The organism is Oleiagrimonas sp. MCCC 1A03011 (assembly GCF_003267965.1).
Taxonomy (GTDB): Bacteria; Pseudomonadota; Gammaproteobacteria; order Xanthomonadales; family Rhodanobacteraceae; genus Oleiagrimonas; species Oleiagrimonas citrea.
Genome location: NZ_MSPY01000001.1, coordinates 784,415 through 804,733, shown reverse-complemented (window position 1 = coordinate 804,733; position 20,319 = coordinate 784,415). Strand labels below are relative to the sequence as shown.

17 protein-coding genes are annotated in these 20,319 nt (G+C 64.4%); 9 read left to right on the top strand and 8 right to left on the bottom strand.

Going from position 1 to position 20,319, the window contains the following annotated elements; translation table 11 throughout:
• Positions 1–342: 342 nt before the first annotated feature.
• Together glpD and glpK are read left to right on the top strand one after the other, a co-directional pair.
• Positions 343–1,860 carry a glycerol-3-phosphate dehydrogenase gene (glpD, locus tag BTJ49_RS03645; RefSeq protein ID WP_113064043.1) on the top strand — a complete coding sequence of 506 codons (1,518 nt, stop codon included), beginning with the start codon at positions 343–345 and terminating at the stop codon, positions 1,858–1,860.
• Complete coding sequence (gene glpK, locus BTJ49_RS03640; protein WP_113063958.1) at positions 1,857–3,365, top strand: glycerol kinase GlpK; 1,509 nt, start codon at positions 1,857–1,859, stop codon at positions 3,363–3,365. Before glpD ends, glpK begins: the two co-directional genes overlap by 4 nt.
• 10 nt (positions 3,366–3,375) lie before the next feature.
• On the opposite strand, the gene BTJ49_RS03635 is transcribed toward glpK, so the two are convergent.
• Positions 3,376–4,314 carry a carbohydrate kinase family protein gene (locus BTJ49_RS03635; protein ID WP_113063957.1) on the bottom strand — a complete coding sequence of 313 codons (939 nt, stop codon included), beginning with the start codon at positions 4,312–4,314 and terminating at the stop codon, positions 3,376–3,378.
• A gap of 284 nt (positions 4,315–4,598) precedes the next feature.
• Between BTJ49_RS03635 and BTJ49_RS03630 the strand changes: the two genes are divergently transcribed.
• From BTJ49_RS03630 to rodA, 5 genes are read left to right on the top strand one after another with little or no spacing between them, the layout of a single operon-like run.
• Positions 4,599–5,645: a rod shape-determining protein gene (locus tag BTJ49_RS03630; protein ID WP_113063956.1), complete on the top strand. Its 1,047-nt coding sequence runs from the start codon at positions 4,599–4,601 to the stop codon at positions 5,643–5,645.
• A 55-nt stretch (positions 5,646–5,700) separates the two neighbouring features.
• Positions 5,701–6,642 (top strand): rod shape-determining protein MreC, encoded by a 942-nt coding sequence (gene mreC / locus BTJ49_RS03625; protein ID WP_113063955.1) that lies wholly within the window; start codon positions 5,701–5,703, stop codon positions 6,640–6,642.
• Positions 6,639–7,130, top strand: coding sequence for a rod shape-determining protein MreD (gene mreD, locus BTJ49_RS03620; protein ID WP_113063954.1), 492 nt, complete (start codon positions 6,639–6,641; stop codon positions 7,128–7,130). The genes mreC and mreD overlap by 4 nt, the downstream gene beginning before the upstream one ends.
• A gap of 46 nt (positions 7,131–7,176) precedes the next feature.
• Positions 7,177–9,093 (top strand): penicillin-binding protein 2, encoded by a 1,917-nt coding sequence (mrdA, locus tag BTJ49_RS03615; protein ID WP_113063953.1) that lies wholly within the window; start codon positions 7,177–7,179, stop codon positions 9,091–9,093.
• Positions 9,090–10,205, top strand: a complete 1,116-nt coding sequence (rodA, locus tag BTJ49_RS03610) for a rod shape-determining protein RodA (protein WP_113063952.1) — start codon at positions 9,090–9,092, stop codon at positions 10,203–10,205. Before mrdA ends, rodA begins: the two co-directional genes overlap by 4 nt.
• 23 nt (positions 10,206–10,228) lie before the next feature.
• Here rodA and BTJ49_RS03605 read toward each other — a convergent pair whose 3' ends face one another.
• From BTJ49_RS03605 to BTJ49_RS03575, 7 genes are all read right to left on the bottom strand, one after another.
• Positions 10,229–11,521 (bottom strand): MFS transporter, encoded by a 1,293-nt coding sequence (locus BTJ49_RS03605; RefSeq protein ID WP_113063951.1) that lies wholly within the window; start codon positions 11,519–11,521, stop codon positions 10,229–10,231.
• Between the two features lie 83 nt (positions 11,522–11,604).
• Entirely contained in the window at positions 11,605–12,669 is a 1,065-nt protein-coding gene (locus BTJ49_RS03600; RefSeq protein WP_113063950.1) for a glycerophosphodiester phosphodiesterase, read from the bottom strand.
• A gap of 191 nt (positions 12,670–12,860) precedes the next feature.
• Positions 12,861–13,442 (bottom strand): GNAT family N-acetyltransferase, encoded by a 582-nt coding sequence (locus BTJ49_RS03595; RefSeq protein ID WP_113063949.1) that lies wholly within the window; start codon positions 13,440–13,442, stop codon positions 12,861–12,863.
• Complete coding sequence (locus BTJ49_RS03590; protein ID WP_113063948.1) at positions 13,439–13,921, bottom strand: thioredoxin family protein; 483 nt, start codon at positions 13,919–13,921, stop codon at positions 13,439–13,441. The genes BTJ49_RS03595 and BTJ49_RS03590 overlap by 4 nt, the downstream gene beginning before the upstream one ends.
• A 95-nt stretch (positions 13,922–14,016) precedes the next feature.
• Positions 14,017–14,937 (bottom strand): Grx4 family monothiol glutaredoxin, encoded by a 921-nt coding sequence (grxD, locus tag BTJ49_RS03585; RefSeq protein WP_113063947.1) that lies wholly within the window; start codon positions 14,935–14,937, stop codon positions 14,017–14,019.
• 114 nt (positions 14,938–15,051) lie between these two features.
• Positions 15,052–15,687 (bottom strand): SGNH/GDSL hydrolase family protein, encoded by a 636-nt coding sequence (locus BTJ49_RS03580; protein ID WP_113063946.1) that lies wholly within the window; start codon positions 15,685–15,687, stop codon positions 15,052–15,054.
• A gap of 46 nt (positions 15,688–15,733) precedes the next feature.
• On the bottom strand, positions 15,734–16,978 hold the full coding sequence (locus tag BTJ49_RS03575; RefSeq protein ID WP_240601708.1) for an aminotransferase class I/II-fold pyridoxal phosphate-dependent enzyme: 1,245 nt from the start codon (positions 16,976–16,978) through the stop codon (positions 15,734–15,736).
• 94 nt (positions 16,979–17,072) lie between these two features.
• Between BTJ49_RS03575 and rsgA the strand changes: the two genes are divergently transcribed.
• Positions 17,073–18,122 (top strand): ribosome small subunit-dependent GTPase A, encoded by a 1,050-nt coding sequence (gene rsgA, locus BTJ49_RS03570; RefSeq protein WP_113063945.1) that lies wholly within the window; start codon positions 17,073–17,075, stop codon positions 18,120–18,122.
• Between the two features lie 881 nt (positions 18,123–19,003).
• On the top strand, positions 19,004–20,281 hold the full coding sequence (locus BTJ49_RS03560) for an HlyD family efflux transporter periplasmic adaptor subunit (RefSeq protein WP_113063943.1): 1,278 nt from the start codon (positions 19,004–19,006) through the stop codon (positions 20,279–20,281).
• Positions 20,282–20,319: the final 38 nt, after the last annotated feature.

The following is a 20,319-nucleotide window of genomic DNA, read 5'->3' as shown; positions in this document are numbered from 1 at the left end:
CATGCGAGAGTAGGTCACCGCCAGGGACCTCATACGAAAAGCCCCCGAGATGCCTCGGGGGCTTTTTTTATGCATCGCGTCCCGGCGTGCACCGAACGGAGCGCACCGCCCTGGCGATGCAACGCGCTGACGGATGCTGCAGCACTAGATGGGAACATAAGTACTCGTTTGCCAACTCTTCGCGTCCAGATGTATGCAGTGATGCCTCCGATTGGGGACTGCCTTCGGCTGACATCGGGTCATGCATGACGTTAGATGTCTTTCCCATGCGGCGTGCTAGCGTAAGGCTCCAGTCAGCGAACAGCACACGAACTGGAGGCCAGTGTGCACTACGACATCGACATGCTGATCGTCGGGGGCGGCGTCAATGGTGCAGGTATCGCACGAGATGCAGTCGGGCGCGGATTATCCGTGTTGCTGTGCGAACAGGATGATCTGGCCGCCCACACCTCCAGCGCCAGCACCAAGCTGATTCACGGTGGGCTGCGTTATCTGGAACAGTACGAGTTCCGATTGGTGGCCAAGGCGCTCGCCGAGCGCGAAGTGATTCTCCGTCTCGCACCACATATCACCTGGCCGCTATTGTTCGTGTTGCCGCACGAGTCGCATCTACGACCTGCCTGGATGATTCGGCTTGGACTGCTTCTATACGACCATCTGGGGGCAGCTCATCGCACGCTGGCGGATTCGAAGGCCGTGGATTTGCGCGAGCATGTCAGTGGTGCCGGGTTGAAGAGTAGTTACCGCCGCGGCTTCGTTTATTCGGATGGCTGGGTGCAAGATGCGCGCCTGGTTGTCTTGAATGCAATGGATGCCGAGCGACGCGGTGCGAAGATTCTTGTGCGCACACGATGCATCTCCGCAAAAGTGGAAGACGGAAGATGGGTTGCCGTCCTGGAGCACTCGGGAGGTAAGCGGGAGGTCGTGAAGGCTCGCATGCTGGTGAACGCATGCGGTCCCTGGGCGGGAAGCTTCCTCGGTGAGGTGTTGGGAGAACAAGAACATCCGAACTTGCGGCTGGTGAAAGGCAGCCATATCGTCCTGCCGCGACTGTTCGAACACGATTACGCCTATCTATTTCAGCAACCGGATCGACGGATCGTTTTCGCGATTCCGTATGAAGCCGATTACACCCTGATCGGCACCACCGACGTGGATTACGAAGGAGACCCCGCCGCAGTACGCATCGACGACGAGGAAATGCGCTATTTGTGCGAAGCCGTCAATCGCTATTTCACGCAGCGCATCCAACCGAGCGACGTGGTGTGGTCCTACAGTGGCGTGCGCCCGTTGCTGGACGAAGGCGGTAGCGCATCCTCCGTCAGCCGCGATTACCGCATCGATCTGGATACAACGTCGGGGGCCGCGCTGTTGAATGTGTTCGGCGGCAAGATCACTACATACCGCCGTCTGGCCGAAGATGCCGTGGATTGCCTTGTCGAGGAACTGGAATTGGATCGACCTGCCTGGACCGAAGACGGCGACCCGCTACCTGGCGGTGATTTCGCCGATGCCGAACGGATGCTCGACACATGGTCGCGTCGTTGGCCATGGTTGCCGGCTTCGCTTGCGCATCGCTGGTTGCGTCATTACGGGACGTGTACGGAAACTTTGTTGGGCGAAGCCCGATGCATGCAGGATCTGGGTGCGCATTTCGGCGGAGATTTGTATCGCGCAGAGGTCGATTATCTGATCCGTAACGAGTGGGCCCGCAGGGCGGAGGACATTCTGTGGCGGCGCACCAAACTGGGACTTCGTGTCGACAAACCATCGATCGAGAAGCTGGAACGCTATATGCATGATGCCGTGCAGTCACTGGGCGTGGCCGACGAATCCAAAATCCAGGGAGCGGGGGCATGAGCAGAGAACGCGATCACATCGTGGCGATCGACCAGGGCACGACCAGCTCCAGGGTGATGGTGTTCGACGCCGAAGGGCGGGTCGTGGGCAAGGCGCAGCGTGAGTTCGAGCAGATTTTCCCGCGACCGGGCTGGGTCGAACACAAACCGCGCGAAATCCTCACAAGCGTTCTCGTGACCTTGACCGAGGCCATGCACAACGCGGAGGTGGATGCGTCGAGCGTGGCGGGAATCGGGATCACGAATCAACGCGAAACCACCGTTGTCTGGGATCGAAAGACCGGCGAACCGGTGCATAACGCGATTGTGTGGCAATCCCGGCATTCGGCCGAGTTGTGCCGACACATGCGTAATAGCGAGACCGACAAGCTGGTGCGCGAACGTACCGGTTTGCTGATCGATGCCTATTTCTCGGCGACGAAGATCAAGTGGCTGTTCGCGAACGTCGAAGGCGTACGGGAACGCGCGCAGAAGGGCGAATTGCTGTTCGGCACGATCGACAGCTGGCTGGTCTGGAATCTGACCGGCGGCCAGGTGCATGTCACCGACATCACCAATGCCTCGCGAACGTTGCTCTACGACATTCATCGGCAGCGCTGGGACGACGATCTGCTGGAGCTCTTCGGCGTGCCGAAATCGATGCTGCCTGAAGTGCGCGGTTGCAGCGAGGAATACGGCCGGATCCAGGCGAAGCACTTCTTCGGTCACGATGTACCGATCTGCGGCATCGCCGGCGACCAGCAAGCGGCGTTGTTCGGTCAGGCATGCTTCGAGCCGGGAATGGCAAAGAACACCTACGGTACCGGCTGTTTTCTGCTGATGCATACTGGTGAAGAAGCGCGGATTTCGACACACGGTCTGCTGACCACGCCGGCATGGCGCATCGGCGAAACAACGGAGTATGCGCTGGAAGGCAGCGTCTTCGTAGCGGGATCGGTGGTGCAGTGGCTGCGCGACGGCTTGCGCATGCTGGGCAAAGCGAGTGACTCCCAGGCCTACGCCGAACGCGCCGGCGACAACGACGGCGTCTACATGGTGCCGGCGTTCACCGGATTGGGAGCGCCGTATTGGCAGAGCGATGTGCGTGGGGCGATCTTCGGACTTTCGCGCGGCACGCAGAAAGAGCACTTCATCCGCGCCGCGCTGGAATCGATGGCTTATCAAACACGCGACGTGCTCGACGCGATGCAGCAGGATGCGGGCATCGAGCTGAAGGAATTGCGCGCCGACGGTGGCGCGATCGCGAATGATTTCACGGCCCAGTTCCAGGCCGACATACTGGACGTGCCGGTGATCCGTCCGAAAATCAACGAGACCACGGCACTGGGGGCTGCCTACCTGGCTGGGCTGGCCGCAGGCGTGTGGCGTGATCGCGAGGAGATCGCCAAGTTGTGGTCACTGGATCGATGCTTCACGCCGCAGATGAACTCCGTGCGGCGCGAGGCATTGTATTCAGGCTGGCAGAGGGCCGTCGAAGCGACCATGCAGTACCGCGTGGAAGACTGAGCGCGGGAAATCAGGCGTCGAGCGCGTAGCCGTATTGCTGCTGGAACTGCTCGGCGAAATGGGCGAAGTCGAAGCGCTGGTTCTGCGTGCCGGGATGCTCGACCTTCAGCGCACCCATCAGCGAGGCCACGCGGCCCACGGTCGGCCAGTCCATGTCGCGCATCAGCGCGAAGATCAGGCCTGCACGGTAGGCATCGCCGCAACCGGTCGGATCCGCCACCTTGTTGACCTTGGCCGGCGGGATCTCGTGCAGAACGCCGTCGGCGTAAATATGCGAACCCTTGGCGCCGCGCGTGACGATGTATCCCTTCACGCGCGCCGCGATGTCCTGCGGCGTCCAGCCGGTACGCTCCTGCAATACCTGCGACTCGTAGTCGTTGACGGTGACGAACTGCGCCATTTCGATCAGGTTGCGGAATTCCTGGCCGTTGAACAACGGCATGGCCTGGCCTGGGTCGAAGATGAACGGAACGCCGCGCTCGGCGAATTCCTTGGCGTGCTGAAGCATGGCTTCGCGCGAATCGGGCGCAACGATGCCGAACGTGGCCGCTGCCACGTCACGGACATGATTCTCGTTGGAGTGCATCATCGCGCCGGGATGGAACGCAGTGATCTGATTGTCGTCGAGGTCGGTCGTGATGAACGCCTGCGCCGTGAACAGCTCGGGCAGTTCCTTGACCTGACTCAGATCGATGCCGCATGCGTCGAAATGCGTGCGGTAGGGCGCAAAGTCCTGGCCGACCGTCGCCATCGGGATCGGGTCCTCGCCCAGCAGCTTCAGGTTGTAGGCGATGTTGCCGGCGCAGCCTCCGAATTCGCGGCGCATGCCCGGGACCAGGAAGGCCACGTTGAGCATGTGCACCTTGTCCGGAAGGATGTGGTTCCTGAAGCGGTCCTCGAAGACCATGATGGTGTCGTAGGCCAGCGAGCCGCAGATCAAGGCAGACATGCGTGGTGCGTTCCCCGTGCGAAAAGGTGGACGGACGCGGGCCCATGGAGCCGCATCCGCACAAAACCTGGACATTTTATCGTCTACGAGCCGATCCGGCGACCCAGGATGCGTAAACCCGTGCGAAAGCCACGCGAGGGCGTTCATGCGCGAGATGCGAAATTGCGTGCATCTCTAGGCGAAACAAAGACTTTCTTAACGATTGTTTGCTTGCGCAGCCTGTCGGCGCTGACTAGACTGACCTGCTTATTTCCCCATCACACGCAAGGGCGGCGTGCAGCGCAATGTTCAAATGGTTTAGCGGGTTCTTCTCCAACGACATCTCCATCGATCTGGGCACGGCCAACACGCTCATCTACGTGCGTGGCGAGGGCATCGTGTTGAACGAACCCTCGGTTGTCGCCATTCGCCACGAGCACGGCTCGGGTGCACCGCGCCGCGTCGAGGCCGTCGGCAGCACCGCCAAGCGCATGCTCGGCCGCACGCCCGGTTCGATCACCACCATCCGTCCGATGAAGGACGGCGTGATCGCCGACTTCACCATGACCGAGGCGATGCTGCAGCACTTCATCAAGCAGGTGCACAAGTCGCGCATGCTGCGTCCCAGCCCGCGTGTGCTGGTGTGCGTGCCGTGCGGTTCGACCCAGGTCGAGCGCCGCGCCATCAAGGAATCGGCCGAGGGCGCCGGCGCCCGCGACGTGTTCCTGATCGAGGAGCCGATGGCTGCCGCGATCGGCGCCGGTATCCCGGTGCACGAAGCCCGCGGCTCGATGGTGCTCGACATCGGCGGCGGTACCTCGGAAGTGGCGGTGATGTCGCTCAACGGCGTCGTCTACTCGCAGTCCGTGCGCATCGGCGGCGACCGCTTCGACGAATCCATCATCAACTACGTGCGCCGCAACCACGGCACCCTGATCGGCGATTCCACCGCCGAGCGCATCAAGCTGGAGATCGGCTGCGCCTATCCGCAGGCCGAGGTCAAGGAGATCGAGATCTCCGGCCGCAATCTGGCCGAGGGCGTGCCGCGCATGTTCACCATCAACTCCAACGAAGTGCTGGAGGCGCTGCACGAGCCCATTTCCGGCATTGTCGCCGCGGTCAAGGCCGCGCTGGAGCAGACCCCGCCCGAACTGTGCTCGGACGTCGCCGAGCGCGGCATCGTGTTGACCGGCGGCGGCGCGCTCCTGCGCGACCTGGATCGCCTGATCACCGAGGAGACCGGCCTGTACGTGCAGGTCGCCGACGATCCGTTGACCTGCGTCGCCCGTGGCGGCGGCAAGGCACTGGAGATGATCGACCAGCACGGCAGCGACTTCTTCACCGGCGAGTAATGGCAGGCAAACGGCGGATGCGTCAGCATGCGTATCGGACGCCGGCGGGAAGGGCATGACATTGACACGTGACGGGGGTTCGCTGTTTTCCGCCAACATGGCGGGAACCTTGCGATTGATCGTCTATCTGGCGATCGCCTCCGTGCTGATGGTGCTCGACCACCGCGGACACTGGATGGGCAAGGTGCGCTACGGCGCGGCCATTGTTGTGGAGCCGCTCTATCACCTGGCCGGATTGCCGGCATCCGGGTTCCGCGCCGCACGCGTGGCGTTTGCCGATCGCCGGAAGCTGACCGAGGAGAACAAGCAGTTGCGCGTCGATCTGCTTCTGGCCAACGCGCGACTGAATCACATGGCCGCGGTGTCGCGCCAGAACAAGCGCCTCAAGAAGCTGCTGGATACGCGCCGACAACTGGGTATGAACGTGCAGCTGGCACGGGTCATCGACATCGATCTGGGTGCCTTCAGCCATCGTCTGACCCTGAATGCCGGCGCGCATCAGGGCGTGAAGGTGGGGCAGGTGGTGATCGATGCACACGGCATCATGGGACAGGTGACGCAGGTGCTGCCCGGGACCTGCACGGTGATGCTCATCACCGATCCCGATCACGCCATTCCCGTGACGGACACCCGTACCGGCTTGCGCACGGTGGCCCATGGATCGCACGAGTCCGGACAGCTTTCGCTGACCACGATCCCGGTGTCGGCGGATGTGCGCGTGGGCGACAAGCTGGTCAGTTCGGGGCTTGGCGGGCGTTTTCCGCCGGGCTTTCCGGTTGCCACGATCACGCATGTCGAGCCGCAGCTGTCGGGGATGTTCCTGACGGCACGTGCCAAACCGAGTGCGGACATGCAGCGTGCCGATGAGGTCCTGTTGCTGCGCGACTTGGCGCCGCCCGTCGGTCCCCCGGCCCCGGCCAGCGTCGACGGACCGCCCCGTGCACTCGCGCCGGATGCGGTCGGCTCGTCGTCGACTTCGGCTCGGAGGTCGCGATGAACCGGCAACGCGTTCGCGCCATCGTCTTCTGGAGCACGGTGGTGCTGTCTCTGCTGCTGATGCTGCTGCCCCTGCCGCAGAGCGTGATGGCGTTCAAGCCGTACTGGCCGGCACTGGTGCTGATCTACTGGGCGCTGGAATCCAATGACGTGGTCAGTCTGGGTGTGGCGTTCGCCATCGGTCTGGGCGCGGATGTGATCGACGGCATTCTGCTGGGCGAACAGGCGCTGCGGTTGACGGTGCTGGTGTTCATCGTGCTGCGTTTCCGTGCGCGGCTGCGCTTTTTTCCGATGTGGCAGCAGGCGCTGGCCGTGCTGGCGTTGCTGGCCAACGATCGCATCATCGATCTGATCCTGCGCAGCTTTGCCGGCTATCCCCTGCCGCCGCTGAGTTTTGCCGCGGCGCCGCTGGTCGGCGCAGTGGTGTGGCCGTTCCTGTTCCTGCTGCTCGACGACGTGCGCGCTCGTTTGCGCGCTCACGAGGCATGAGCGCGCACGCGGCATTCAGCGGGACGAGAATGGGAGCGCGTGATCGATGGCGCTGAAGCGGACTCGCATCAAGAACGAGCAGATCGAGGCGCATCTGTTCCGGGTGCGTGCGCTGACCGGTTTCGTGCTGGTGGCCCTTGCCCTGCTGGTGCTGGCCGGACGCTTCTTCTGGCTGCAGGTGGTGCAGCACGACGAATATGCGACGCGTTCGACGCAGAACCGTGTGCACCTGCGGCGTCTGCCGCCGCCGCGCGGTCTGATCTACGATCGCAACGGCGTGCTGCTGGCGGACAACGTGCCGGCATTCCGGCTCGATGTAGTGCCGGAACGCGTCAAGAACATGGACGACATGCTGCAGCAACTGGGCATGGTGGTTCATCTCAGCGACCAGGATCTGAAGGATTTTCACCGCAGCCTGAAACAGCATCGCGCGTTCCAGAGCGTGCCGCTGAAGCTGCGCCTGAACGAGGACGAGATCGACCGGTTCGCGGTCAATCGCTGGCGTTTCCCCGGCGTCGATGTGGTGCCATACCTGAGTCGCAACTATCCGCAGGGCGCGTTGTTCGCACATGTGGTCGGGCATGTCGGGCGCATCAATGCGGAAGAACTCAAGCACGTCGATCCAGATCGTTACGACGGCACCACGCACATCGGCAAGACCGGCATCGAACGCTATTACGAGAGCCAGCTGCACGGCGACCCGGGTTACGAAGTGGTCGAGGTCAATGCCGACCAGCGCGTGCAGCGCGTGCTGCAGACGCATCCGCCCGTACCGGGAGAGAGCCTGTATCTGAGCATCGATGCGCGTCTGCAGAAGGCCGCCTATGCGGCGTTCGACGGAAAGGCCGGCGCCGCCGTGGCCATCGACCCGCGCAATGGGCAGGTCCTGGCGATGGTCAGCGTGCCCAGTTTCGATCCGAATCTTTTCGTGGGTGGCATCAGTCGCACCGATTATTCGCAATTGCTGAAAGACCCGGACAAGCCGCTGCTGGATCGCGCCATTCGCGGCGGGTATCCGCCGGGTTCGACGGTGAAGCCATTCATCGGTCTGGGGGGGCTGGAGCTGGGCTTCCGCAAACCTTCCGATACGGTCATGTCGACCGGCGTGTTCTACATCCCGGGGCAGTCGCGCGGCTATCGCGACGATCAGCGCGGCGGAGTGGGCCGTACGGATCTGGTCTATGCCATCGAGCGCTCGGTGAACACCTATTTCTACAAGCTGGCGCTGGACATGGGCATCGACAAGCTGAGCAGCTGGATGGCGCAATTCGGTTTCGGCAAACCGACCGGCGTCGACCTTCCCGGCGAGGCGGCCGGGGTGCTGCCCTCGCGCGAGTGGAAGCGCATCCATCGCAATCAGCCGTGGTATCCGGGCGAGACGGTCATTTCCGGCATCGGGCAAGGCTATTGGGTGGTCACGCCGATCCAGCTGGCCAATGCGCTGGCCACGTTGGCCGACGGCGGCGTTCCGCACCGTCCGCATCTGCTCGTGGCGACGCGAGCCGGTGTCGACGGCAAGCGCAAGCCGGTCAAGCCGCCGCCGCCCGGCAAGCCGATCGCACATGATCCGAACGACTGGAAAGTGGTGCGTAAGGGCATGATCGCAGTCGTTAATGCGGACAAGGGCACGGCGCACGGGTTGGGCGACGGATTCCCGTACATCATCGCGGGCAAGACCGGCACTGCCGAGCGCTACTCGCGGACGACCAAGGCCTACGAAGACCGGACCGACCTCAAGGCATTGGCGAAACGGCACCGCGCGCTGTTCGAGGGCTACACGCCGGCCAGTGATCCGCGCATCGCGGTGGCCGTGGTCGTCGAACGCGGGGCATGGGGCGGCAGTGTCGCGGCGCCGATCGCACGCAAGATCTTCGATGCGTGGCTGGCCGAGCAGCCACCGGGTTCGCTGCCGCCGCCGACAGTCGATCAAGCGACGAGCCATTCGCCGGGGGCATCGCGATGATGAACGCACTCGGCATGCGCTTGCGTCGCTTCGCGGTGCGGTTGTGGGAACACAAGCGTCTGGACTGGCCGCTGATGGGCGGATTGAGCGTACTGGCCTGCGCCGGTCTGATCACGCTCTACAGCGCTGGCGACGAGAATGTGCGACTGGTGATCAATCAGGCCTTGCGCTTTCTGCTCGGCGGTCTGCTGCTGCTGCTGATTTCGCGCATCTCGCCGCGCGATCTGCGCACATGGACGCCGTGGCTGTACAGCTTCTCGGTGCTGCTGTTGGTGATCGTCGCCATCGTCGGCGAGGGACGTGGCGCCTATCGCTGGCTGGACTTGGGCGTCGTGCGCTTCCAGCCGTCGGAGCTGCTCAAACTGACCACGCCGATGATGGTGGCCTGGTATCTGCATCCGCGGCACCTGCCGCCATCATGGAAGCACACGCTCGGCGCGGCGGTCTTGATCGGCATTCCGGTGGGCCTCATTGCCGAACAGCCGGATCTGGGCACCGCGTTGCTGGTGGCCGCGGCCGGTGCCTTCGTCCTGTTCCTGTCGGGCATGGGCTGGAAGCGCATTCTGTCGCTGCTGGGACTGGCCGTGCTGGCGGCGCCGGTCGCCTGGCATTTCATGCATGATTACCAGCGGCAGCGCGTGCTGACGATGCTGAACCCCGAATCCGATCCGCTGGGTGCGGGCTGGCACATCATCCAGTCCAAGATTGCGGTCGGTTCCGGCGGTTTCTTCGGCAAGGGCTGGCAGCACGGCACCCAGTCGCATCTTGAGTTCCTGCCCGAGCACACCACCGATTTCGTGTTCGCGGTGTTCGGCGAGGAATTCGGTCTGTTCGGTGTGCTGCTGCTGCTGACGCTGTATCTGTTCATCGTCGGCCGCAGTCTGTGGATTGCCGCCGAGGCGCGGGAAACGTACTCGAGGCTGCTGGCCGGTTCGATCGCATTGAGCTTCTTCGTCTACGTGGTCGTCAATGGCGGCATGATCACCGGTCTGTTGCCGGTGGTAGGCGTGCCGTTGCCGCTCATCAGCTACGGCGGCACGTCGGCGGTGTCCTTGCTGGCGGGCTTCGGCGTGCTGATGTCGATTCATGCGCACAGAAAAATGCTCAAATGAGCATGCGCGGGTCGCGGGCGGATTCAGTCTTCGCCGTCCGTGACCGATGGAAGCCGCGCGCACAATAAGGCTCCGCAACCGCCCATCGCCGCCAGAACTGCCAATGCAGCGGACAGGGACCAGGAAGAAAGCGCGGCGATGCCGCCACCAACGATCAGCAGCAGGACGCCGATGGCCGAGTTGCTGACGGCGACGTAGTCGGTGCGCGTGTCGCCTTCGGCCATGTCGATGACGTAGGTCTTGCGGCCGGTGCGCACGGCCTGATGCGCCAGGGACAGCAGGAAATACATCAGCGGCATGAACCAGGCCGGACTGAGCAGCGCGCTGTAGCCGAACGCCAGGACTGCAAGCACGGCACCCAGCACGGAGGCCGCCAGTCCGCCAATGAGCATCACGTGGCGGCTGGAGCGGTCGGCCAGGCGTCCCCATACCGGCCCGCCGAGCATCGAGGCGATGCCGTCGACGGTGACGAATACGGCCAACAGGCGCAGGGTCTCGCCGCCGTGCCGGTGCGCCAGCATCACGTAGTACGGCGCCGAGAGGGCGGTGCACATGAGCAGCGCACGCGCGATGACGAAGCGTTGCAGGCGTCGGTCGCGGAAGAGCATGCGCAGGCGCGTGTCGGTATCGGTGCCGCCGTTTTCGGCTGCCGGTTCGCGCACCCCCGCGAACAGCAGTGCGCCCACGACCCACATGAGCCCCGCGCCCGCGAGCACGAAGGCATAGTCGGGAGCCGGAAACTGTCCGGGTCCCAGCCAGGCGGCGGTGGCGCCGATGCCCAGCGTGGCCACGCCGGCGGTGCTGGCGGCCCAGCCGTTGGCGCGTCCCCGACGCCGCTTCGGCAGTGTGCGGCCCAGCACATCCTTGGAGGCCACCGACGACAGACTACGCGACAACGCGAACAGCGCCAGGAGGCCCAGCAGCACTAGTCCCGCGACGTAGCCGCGAAGCAGCAGCGCGCACAGCGCCATGCCGAACATGCAGCCGGCCTGCAGCAGCGCACCCAGGGTCCATACCCATTTGCGGTGCCGGAAGCGTTCGACGATGCCGGCCAGTCCGATCTGCACCAGCATGCTGCCGGATTCGCGCAGCGGCACCAGCAGCGCGGTCATCCAGCCGGCCACGCCCAGGCTTCCGGCGAGCCAGGTCAGCGTGGTCTTGGGATTGCTCAGCGCATCGCCGAGCTTGGTCAGAAAGTGGCTGCCGACGAACAGGAAGAAGTTGCGCGGTTCGTCTTCGTGCAGGGCGGCACCGTTACGCGGCGACGGGTCCGAATCGACGACAAGTTTGCGGTAGAGGCGTTCCAGGCTGGGCATGCGGCGGCGGATTCCCGTGCGGCGCGGCGGGCCGCGGTATCCGTTCGATCATAGCGAATGTGTCCAGATGCGCCGTGAAAGCCTTATTGCGGTGAAGCGAAATCCTCCACCGCCGCACGTCCCGCGGCGGGGTCGTCCGTGAAGAAGGCGTCGATGCCGGCGGCCAGGAAGCCGCGGATTTGTGCGATAAGCCCGGCCGTGTGTGCGGCGTTCGGATCGTTGCCCCGCTGGAATTCCCGGGCCAGATAGCGGTTTTCCGGACGGAATGTGTAGGGATGGACTTCCAGGCCGGCCGCGTGGGCGCGATGCACCAGTCCGGTCGGGGTGCCAAGGGTGTTTTCGTTCGTGCGCGGGATGATCGCCTCGAGCGGCGGGCCGATGGCGTCGGCGTAGCGGGCCACGTCACGCAGTCCCTCGGGCGTCATCATCTGCGCGTAGGTCAGCGTGCTGCCGGAAGCGGCCACATCGTAGGGGCGTCGGTCCGGCGTGTCGATCAGCTGCAGAAGGCGCATGTTGGGGTGCTGCCGATGGGCGTCGGCACCGCCGAGTTTCTCGTGCAGGAATTTCAGGTTCGCGATCTCGAACGATTGGATCTCGACCGGTGCGGTGCGTGTATAGGCATGGGCACCGAGCGTCGTCAGCACGGCCGTTTCCATCGGCAGGCCGCGTTCGCGGAAATAGGTGCTGTGCTTGATCTCGGGGATGAGACCGATGACGCGTCCGCGTATGGCAGATTCGGCGGCGGTGAAATCGATGATTTCGTCGAAGGTGAGGATCTGGAAGCGGCCATCGTGGGCGGTGCCGCGCAAGGCGGGGAGACGCTCGCGGGCGCGCAGGGTCTTTAGTTCGGCCAGTGTGAAGTCCTCGGTGAACCAGCCACTCACTTCGTGTCCGTCGATGCGCTTGGTCGTCTTGCGGTCGGCGAATTCAGGGTGGTTGGCTACATCGGTGGTGCCGCCGATCTCGTTTTCATGACGCGACACCAGTACGCCGTCGCGGGTCATGACCAGATCCGGTTCGATGAAATCGGCACCGTCGTCGATGGCTCGCGCATACGAGGCCAGCGTGTGTTCGGGATAAAACGCCGGTGCGCCGCGGTGGCCGATGACCTGCACGCGCGGAGCGAGCGGCTTTTCATGTGGTGGCATTGCGCGAGCAGGCATGATGGCGCATCCGAGCAGGAGAAGGCCGGGCCAGCATAAACGCTTCATGGAGCGCACTCCCAGTGGGCGGAACACCGGGGCGCGGCGTCCTGTTCCAGGCAGGATGCTGCGCCCATGTTTCCATTCCAAGGCAGAGTCTGTGGCGTGCCGCGACACAATGCGCGGCGGATGAGCACTCAGCCAGTGGCCCGGTCGGATGACAGCAGGCCGTAGAGGTCGGAGTCGGTGATGCGGCCGTTGACGTCCCAGCGCTCGCGCAGGCGGCCTTCGTGGACGAATCCCTGGCGTTCGAGCGCGCGGCGCGAAGCGGCGTTGGCGGGGTCGATGTCGGCCTCGATGCGGCGCAGTTTCATGTCATCGAAGGCGTAGGCGATCAGGGCCGTGAGGGCCTCGTGCATCAGCCCTTGTCCCCAGTGTTCGGGATGCAGGCCGTAACCGATCTCGGCGCGACGGGACTCGGTGTGAAGGTGGAACAGGATGCAGGTGCCGATGACGCGGTGTGTTTCGCGGTGCTCGAGCACGAGTGTCAGCGCGTCGCCGCGCGTGTTTCCAGCTTCGGCGTGGTCCAGCCATGCGCGCGCCTGTGCGGGTTCGGTCCATGGCGGATGGATGCCGTACCGGGTGACATCGGGGCGCGCATAGATCGCCAGAAGGTCATCCAGATCCCGATCCGTCGGCGTGCGCAGAAGCAGGCGCGGCGTGTCCAGCCGCACCTGCGCGAAGACGATCGATCCGGTCGAGTCCGGGGCCGGACTCATTCGGAAGTGTGGGCCTGCTTGATCTCCGACAGACGCTGTTCGAAGAAGTCGTACACGCCCTGATCGCTCATGTGGCGGGCGTTGGCCAGCTCGCCGGCGCGAGTTGCGTACAGCACCTTGCCTTGTGGCGAGACGATGACCGCAGCCGGAATGCCTTTCTTGATCGGGTCGCCGAAACGCTTGTCGATGTCCAGATTGCGGTCGAAGTTGCCGACGTCCACTTTCACGATGTTGAAGTTGGCGTGCATCAGCGTGGCGTTCTTGCCGGTCTTGATGGCCTTGGCCAACGCGCGGCAGTCCGGGCACCAGTTGGCGCCGAAGAACACCAGTACGGGCTTGTCGTTCTTCTGCGCGGTCTGCAGGGCGTGGTGCACCTCGGCCTTGGCGTCGGCCTTGGGGTTGTAGGGCATCGCGGTGGCGGCCATCGCGCCGGTCGCGACCAGGGCCGCGAGCGCGACCAGGGAAAGCAGGCGTTTCATCGGGTTCTCCAGCGGGGACAACGAAACAAGGCCGGCGCAATGTCCGGCCTTGCTCGATCCTACCGCGCCAGGCGCGGTGTTGCAGGTGCCGATGTTCAGTAGCGCGGCACGCTGTCGTCGATCTCTTGCGACCAGGCGTCGATGCCGCCGGCGACGTTGTGCACCTGGGTGAAGCCGTGCGCGGCGAAATGCTCGGCGACGCCGCGGCTGGACACGCCGTGATGGCACAGGAACGCCATCGGCGTGTCCTTGGGCAGGTTGGCGAAGGCGGCCTCGCCTTCCTCTTCCAGCGAGCGCGCGCCGGGGAATGGCGCCAGCGCACGCTGATCGGCCGGGCGCACGTCGATGACGGTGATGTCACCGGCGTCGATGCGTGTCTTCAGCTCGGCGACGCTGAGGTCGTGAACTTCGGCGGCGCCCGGGAAACGCAGGCTGAGACCGGCGCCCTGCATGGTCTCGACCCAGTCGATGACGATGCCGCGCGCGCGCTGCGCGCTGCCGGGGTCGAGATGGATCTCGATGCCGTTGGCGAGGCTGACGATGTCGCTCTCGCCGGCCGGCGCCAGCTGGAAGCCGGCGCTGTTGTCGGCGCCGATGTTCAGATGCAGCGCCATGCCCTGGGCGTTGCCGATGCCGTCGCGAATGGCCTCGGCGGCCTTGTCGGTCAGGGTGATTTCCGGCGGCGTGCGGTCCGGCGCCTCGGCGCCGAACAGTTCGTGCAGCTGGCCGGAGGCATACATCTGGCGCACGATGTCCGAGCCGCCGACCAATTCGCCGCTGACGTACAGCTGCGGGATTGTCGGCCAGTCGCCGAACAGCTTGATGCCCTCGCGGATTTCCGGGTCTTCCAGCACGTTGACGGTGTGGTAATCGTCCAGCACATCGTCGAGCGCACCGACCGCGGCGGCGGAGAAACCGCACATCGGCTGCCGGCGATCGCCCTTCATGAACAGCACGATGCGGTGCGTGTCGAGCAGCGACTGGATGCGTTCGCGGGTGGCGGTATCAAGGGACATGGCGGGGTTCCGTGGTAGGTGGAGCGGGACCGGACATGATAACGCGGATTGACCCGCAGCCCGATCTCCTCCGAAGTCGAATACCCGCTGGTGTCGGGGCGTTCGCGCCGATTTTCAACCCCGCCGCTGGCGCAGCAGGGTGCGCGCCAGGGGCAGCAGGCGCTGGTTCCAGAGCGTGTATTGCGCGGCGGAGGGGTGCAGCCCGTCGTCGGTCAGCATCTCGGCATCGTCGCCGCAGGCGCGGGACAGGGCGGTGACGTCGGCCCAGTGCGCACCGGCGCGCAGGGTCTCGTCCCGGCCGACGGCGTTGTAGATGTCGATTTCGCGGGCGATGGCGGCAGCATCGCGTCCCTGTTCTCGGGCGAAGCGGGTCACGCCCCAGTCGGGGATCGACGTCACCATCACCTGGCGCGGACGGTCGCCCGCCAGATGCACCGCGCGTGCCAGCAGTTCGGCGAATTCCTCGCGGTAGTTGCCGACGTCGCGGCCACGGTATTGGTTGTTCACGCCGATGCCGAGGCTGACCAGATCATAGGGCGGCTGCAGGCTGACCGCGCGCATGCCGGCGGCCAACTCGTCGGTGGTCCAACCGGTGACGGCGATGATCTGCGGATCGTCCATGCGCAGGCCTTCGCGGCGCAGGGCGTTCACGACTTGCTGCGGCCAGCGGTCGTGCGCGCAGACACCTTCGCCGATGGTGTAGGAGTCACCGAGGGCGAGATAGCGGCAGGCTTCGGAAGCATCGATCATGCGCACCAGCCTACGCGATTCCGGACGCGGGCGGGTGAACGCGCGCTCAGGCCGAGGCGCGTGCGGGACGTGCCGTGGTCTCGCTCATGCGTTCGAGCACGCGCTCGATGCGCACAAAGACGTCGCGCAGCGTGTCCGGTTCCGGCAGCAGGGTCAGACGCAGGTGGCGGCTGGCTTCGACATTGAAGCTGGAGCCGGGGGCGAGCAGTACGCCTTCCTCTTCCAGCAGACGCAGCGCAAAGTCGCTGTCGTCGAATGTGGGCAGGGTCTCGGCGCGCACGGCGGGGAAGGCGTACAGCGCGCCGCGCGGGGCGACCAGTTCCAGATGGCGGCTGGCGGCGACGCCGTCCAGCACGGCCTGGCGCGCGGCGTGCAGGCGGCCGCCAGACTGCAGCAGCGGGCCGATGGTATCGGGTCCTTCCAGCGCGGCGCGCACGGCCCACTGCGCGGGGACGTTGGCGCACAGGCGCAGCGCGGACAGCAACTGCAGCGCGTCGCGCAGTTCGGCGGTGCGCGCGCGATCGCCGGACAGGCTCATCCAGCCGATGCGGAAGCCGCAGGCACGGTGCACCTTGGACAGCCCGGAGAAGCTCAGGCACGGCACGTCGCCAGCCAGCGGTGCTAGCGGTTCGAAGGTCGCGCCGTCGTACACGATGTCGTCGTAGATCTCGTCGCTGAGCAGCAGCAGATCATGTCGGGCCGCCAGGGCGACGATACGTTCGAGCAGCGCGCGCGGGTATACCGCGCCGGTCGGGTTGTTGGGGTTGATCAGCACGATGGCGCGGGTGCGCGGCGTGATCAGGCGTTCCATCTCCTCGGGATCGGGCAAATGGCCGTTGGCCGCGAGGCAGCGGTAGTAGCGCGGGCGACCGCCGTTGAGCACGGTCGCGGCGCTCCAAAGCGGATAGTCCGGGCTGGGCAGCAGCACCTCGTCGCCAGGGCCGAGCAGGGCGCGCAGGCTGATGTCGATCAGCTCGCTGACGCCGTTGCCGATGAACACACGGTCGGCGTCGACATCCGCCACGCCGCGTGCATGCTGGCGCGCGACGACGGCGTCACGAGCCTCGTCGATGCCCTGTTCCTGGCAGTACCCATCGCTGTGCGCCAGGTGGGCGGGAATGGCGTCGACCAGATGTGCCGGGGCGCGGAAGCCGAAGCGCCCTGGGTTGCCGATGTTCAGGTGCACGATCGGCGCGCCGGCCGCTTCCATCTCGCGCGCACGGCGAGCCAGGGCGCCACGGATCTCGTAGCGGACTTCGGCGAGGCGGGCGCTGGGTGCGATCGGCGTCACGGCGGGGCTTCACGAGTGGATTTGCCCGCATGCTAACAGCGCTTCGTGAGCAAGTGGGGCCGCGATGCGGCGCTTCGCAGGGCATAATCGTGGCATGAGTTCCGGTTCCGACATCGAGGCGCTGCGCCGCATTGGCTGGCGCGACGGCGATTCTGCCGCGCGCGTCGCCCGCGTGGTGGCGCAGCATCGCGCCGGCTATGAGGTGCACGATGGGCATGCCGTGATTGCCGCGCAGCCCGACGGACGCTTCCTGAAGCGCCGCATCGATCCTGCGGAACGGCCGGCCGTCGGCGATTTCGTGGTGCTGGACGAGGCCGAACCGCCGACCATCGAACGCATCCTGCCGCGTCGCTCGACGTTGACCCGCGCTGCGGCCGGCGAACGCTACGCGCGGCAGATCATCGCCACCAACATCGACTACGTGCTGGTGCTGACCGGTCTGGATGGCGACTTCAATCCGCGGCGCATCGAACGCTATCTGCTGCTGATCGAGGGCTCGGGCGCGCAGCCGGTGGTGCTGCTGACCAAGGCCGACCGGACCGAGGACGTCGAGGCCAAGTGCGCCGCGCTGCGCGAACGGCTGCCCGACACCACGCCGGTGCACGCCATCAACGCACGTGACCCGGCCACCATCGAACAGCTGTCCGGCTACCTCAGGCCGGGTGACACGGTGGTGCTGGTCGGCTCCTCCGGCGCCGGCAAGTCGACCCTGACCAACACGCTGCTGGGCGAGTCGCGCATGGCCACCGGTGCGGTGCGCGCCAGTGACAGCCGCGGCCGGCACACCACCACGCATCGCGCGCTGCTTCCACTGCCCGGCGGCGCCTGCCTGATCGACACCCCGGGCATGCGCGAGTTGAAGCTGACCGGCGAGGAATCGCTGGATCTGTTCGCCGACATCGAGGAACTGGCGCTGCGCTGCCGCTTCGCCGACTGCGCGCACGAAACCGAACCCGGCTGCGCGGTGCAGGCAGCCATCGCATCCGGCGAGCTGGATGCGGAGCGCTGGCGCAACTACGTCAAGCTGAAGGCCGAGCGCGAAGAGCAGGCGGCGACGCTGGAGGCGCGACTCAAGCAGCAGGGCCGGGCCAAGACGCCCGGCCGCCGCTCGGGCCAGCGCGGTCGCGGTCGGGACGATGTTTGACGGTCAGAAGACGCCTGGCCGTTTGGTTCCGTGAATCGGGGATTGTGTCGACCATCCTTCGGGCATGGGCAAGACACGTCGAGGCGTCCATGACCTGCATGGGGTTTGGGAGCGATTATGTAGGGGATGTGCATGCGGTTGACCACGGTGTTGCAGCGGCTGGTGGAGTGTTGTGTGCATCCATGCGTTGGCGTGTGACGAATAGGTGGCTAGCATGTGGACTTCCGGTCCGTCGTGGTCCCAGCCTTTGGAGTCGACTCTTCCTGTCCAGTATCTCCAAGGAACTCGCGCAAGACGCGCTCTCGGCGTACGCTGTGGCCCAGTATGTCTGCGATTTGTTCGGGCGACACAACACTTGTGCAGGTAGTGACGGATCCGCTTCCACTGCTTGTTTTTTTCCGATGCAGTTTGCGTGGGCGACGTGGTTTGCGTCGCAGTCGGTGAGCGCGTTTGCCGGCGCGAACCGTATCGTAGCCGGGGCGGTGGCGAGACCGTCCCGACCGAGAGCGACCACAGCACGGTAGCCCACCGTTGCGACGAAGCTCGCGGCTGATCGTGCTCGGCGAACGCCTCAGACACAACGCCACGGCACGAATGCTTTTGCTCACATGACGCAACGCCATGATCGTGCCGCGTTCCTTGGCACTCAGGCGCTTGTAGTGCGTTCCCATTCAACACTCCCCCTCAGATCGGGTCAGTGTTGCACTTGTTGTTGGAGACGAAGCGCATAGGAATTTTTCGGATACAAATATCCCCATGCTGTTGATATTTTCGAGTCAAAAGATTGCAAGGGTCAGCTCTGATATACGACAGCTGCCTCGCAGCAAACGATAAAGTTTTTGCGGCTGAAGGGATTCAGTCGTCACAAACACGGAGATGTTTTGAAACAGGGGTTGTTTCGCAAAGAAGTCGTTGATGCCCGCCGAGGCGATTGGTTGGGCTCTATCCAGTTGGCGGCGCCGCTTTCGCGGTGGTTGGTTTCGCTGCTAGCTGCTGGGCTGGCAGTAGCCATTCTCCTGTTTCTGGTTCTTGGTCATTACACGCGACGCTCGCGAGTGACGGGTCAACTTGTGCCTACTGAGGGCTTGCTTTCCGTGGATGCGATCGGTGCCGGGCGCGTCACGCGCGTGCGTGTGGATGAGGGCCAAAAGGTTCATCGTGGGCAGCCACTTCTGGAGATTTCCGGTGATACCGATAGTGCGGCGCTTGGCGATACGCGAGCGAGCATCAGCAAACAGCTCCGAGACCAGCGCATTCGCCTGCAATCTGACTTGGTAACGCAGCACAGGTCCAACCAGCAGCAGCGTGATCAGCTGAGGCAACAGATAAAGCTGTTGCATGCGCAGGAAGCAGAGATCCGGTCGCAGCATGCGCTGCAGAAAAAACGTATCGACAGCGATCAGCAACTGCTGGAACGTATACGCCCGTTGAGCAGTAAAGGATATGTCTCCGCATTCCGAGTGCAACAGCAAAATACGCAACTGCTGCAGGACCAGGCGCAAGCCAAGACTCTTGTACGGCAGCTTCTGGATGTGCAACAGCAGTATGCGCATGCGCAGCAAAAACTAGCGCAACTGCCTCTGGATCTGACAACGCATGCCAACGCGATTCAACGTCAATTGGCCGGCATCGACCAGCAGCTGGCACAGAACGAGGCGCAGCGCGCCATTGTATTGAGGGCGCCGCGTGACGGCGTGGTTGCAACCTTGCTCGCTCAGTCTGGGCAAACCGTAAGTGCGGGGGAATCGTTGTTGTCGATTCTTCCGCGTGGCTCCCGTTTGCAGGCACAACTTCTAGTGCCGAGTCGTGCCGTGGGCTTCATTGCCCCAGGCAGTCGCGTGGTGCTTCGTTATCAAGCGTATCCGTACCAGAAGTTTGGACAACAGTACGGAAACGTCGAGCAGATATCGCGAAGCGCGCTGAGTCCGTCGGAAACCTTTGCGTTGACGGGGCGGCGCGCGAATCAGCCGCTGTATCGGATCAACGTCAAGCTCGACAGGCAGGACATTGATGCCTATGGCAAAACGCAGGCGCTCAAGCCCGGCATGGCGCTCGATGCGGATATTTTGATGGATCGCCGCAGCCTGCTTGAATGGGTGTTCGAGCCACTGTACGGACTCGGGCAGCATCTTTCCGGGTCGGAGAAGCATCATGCCTGACGGAGCCGCAGCTCGCCCCGAAGTCGCTTCCCCGAACC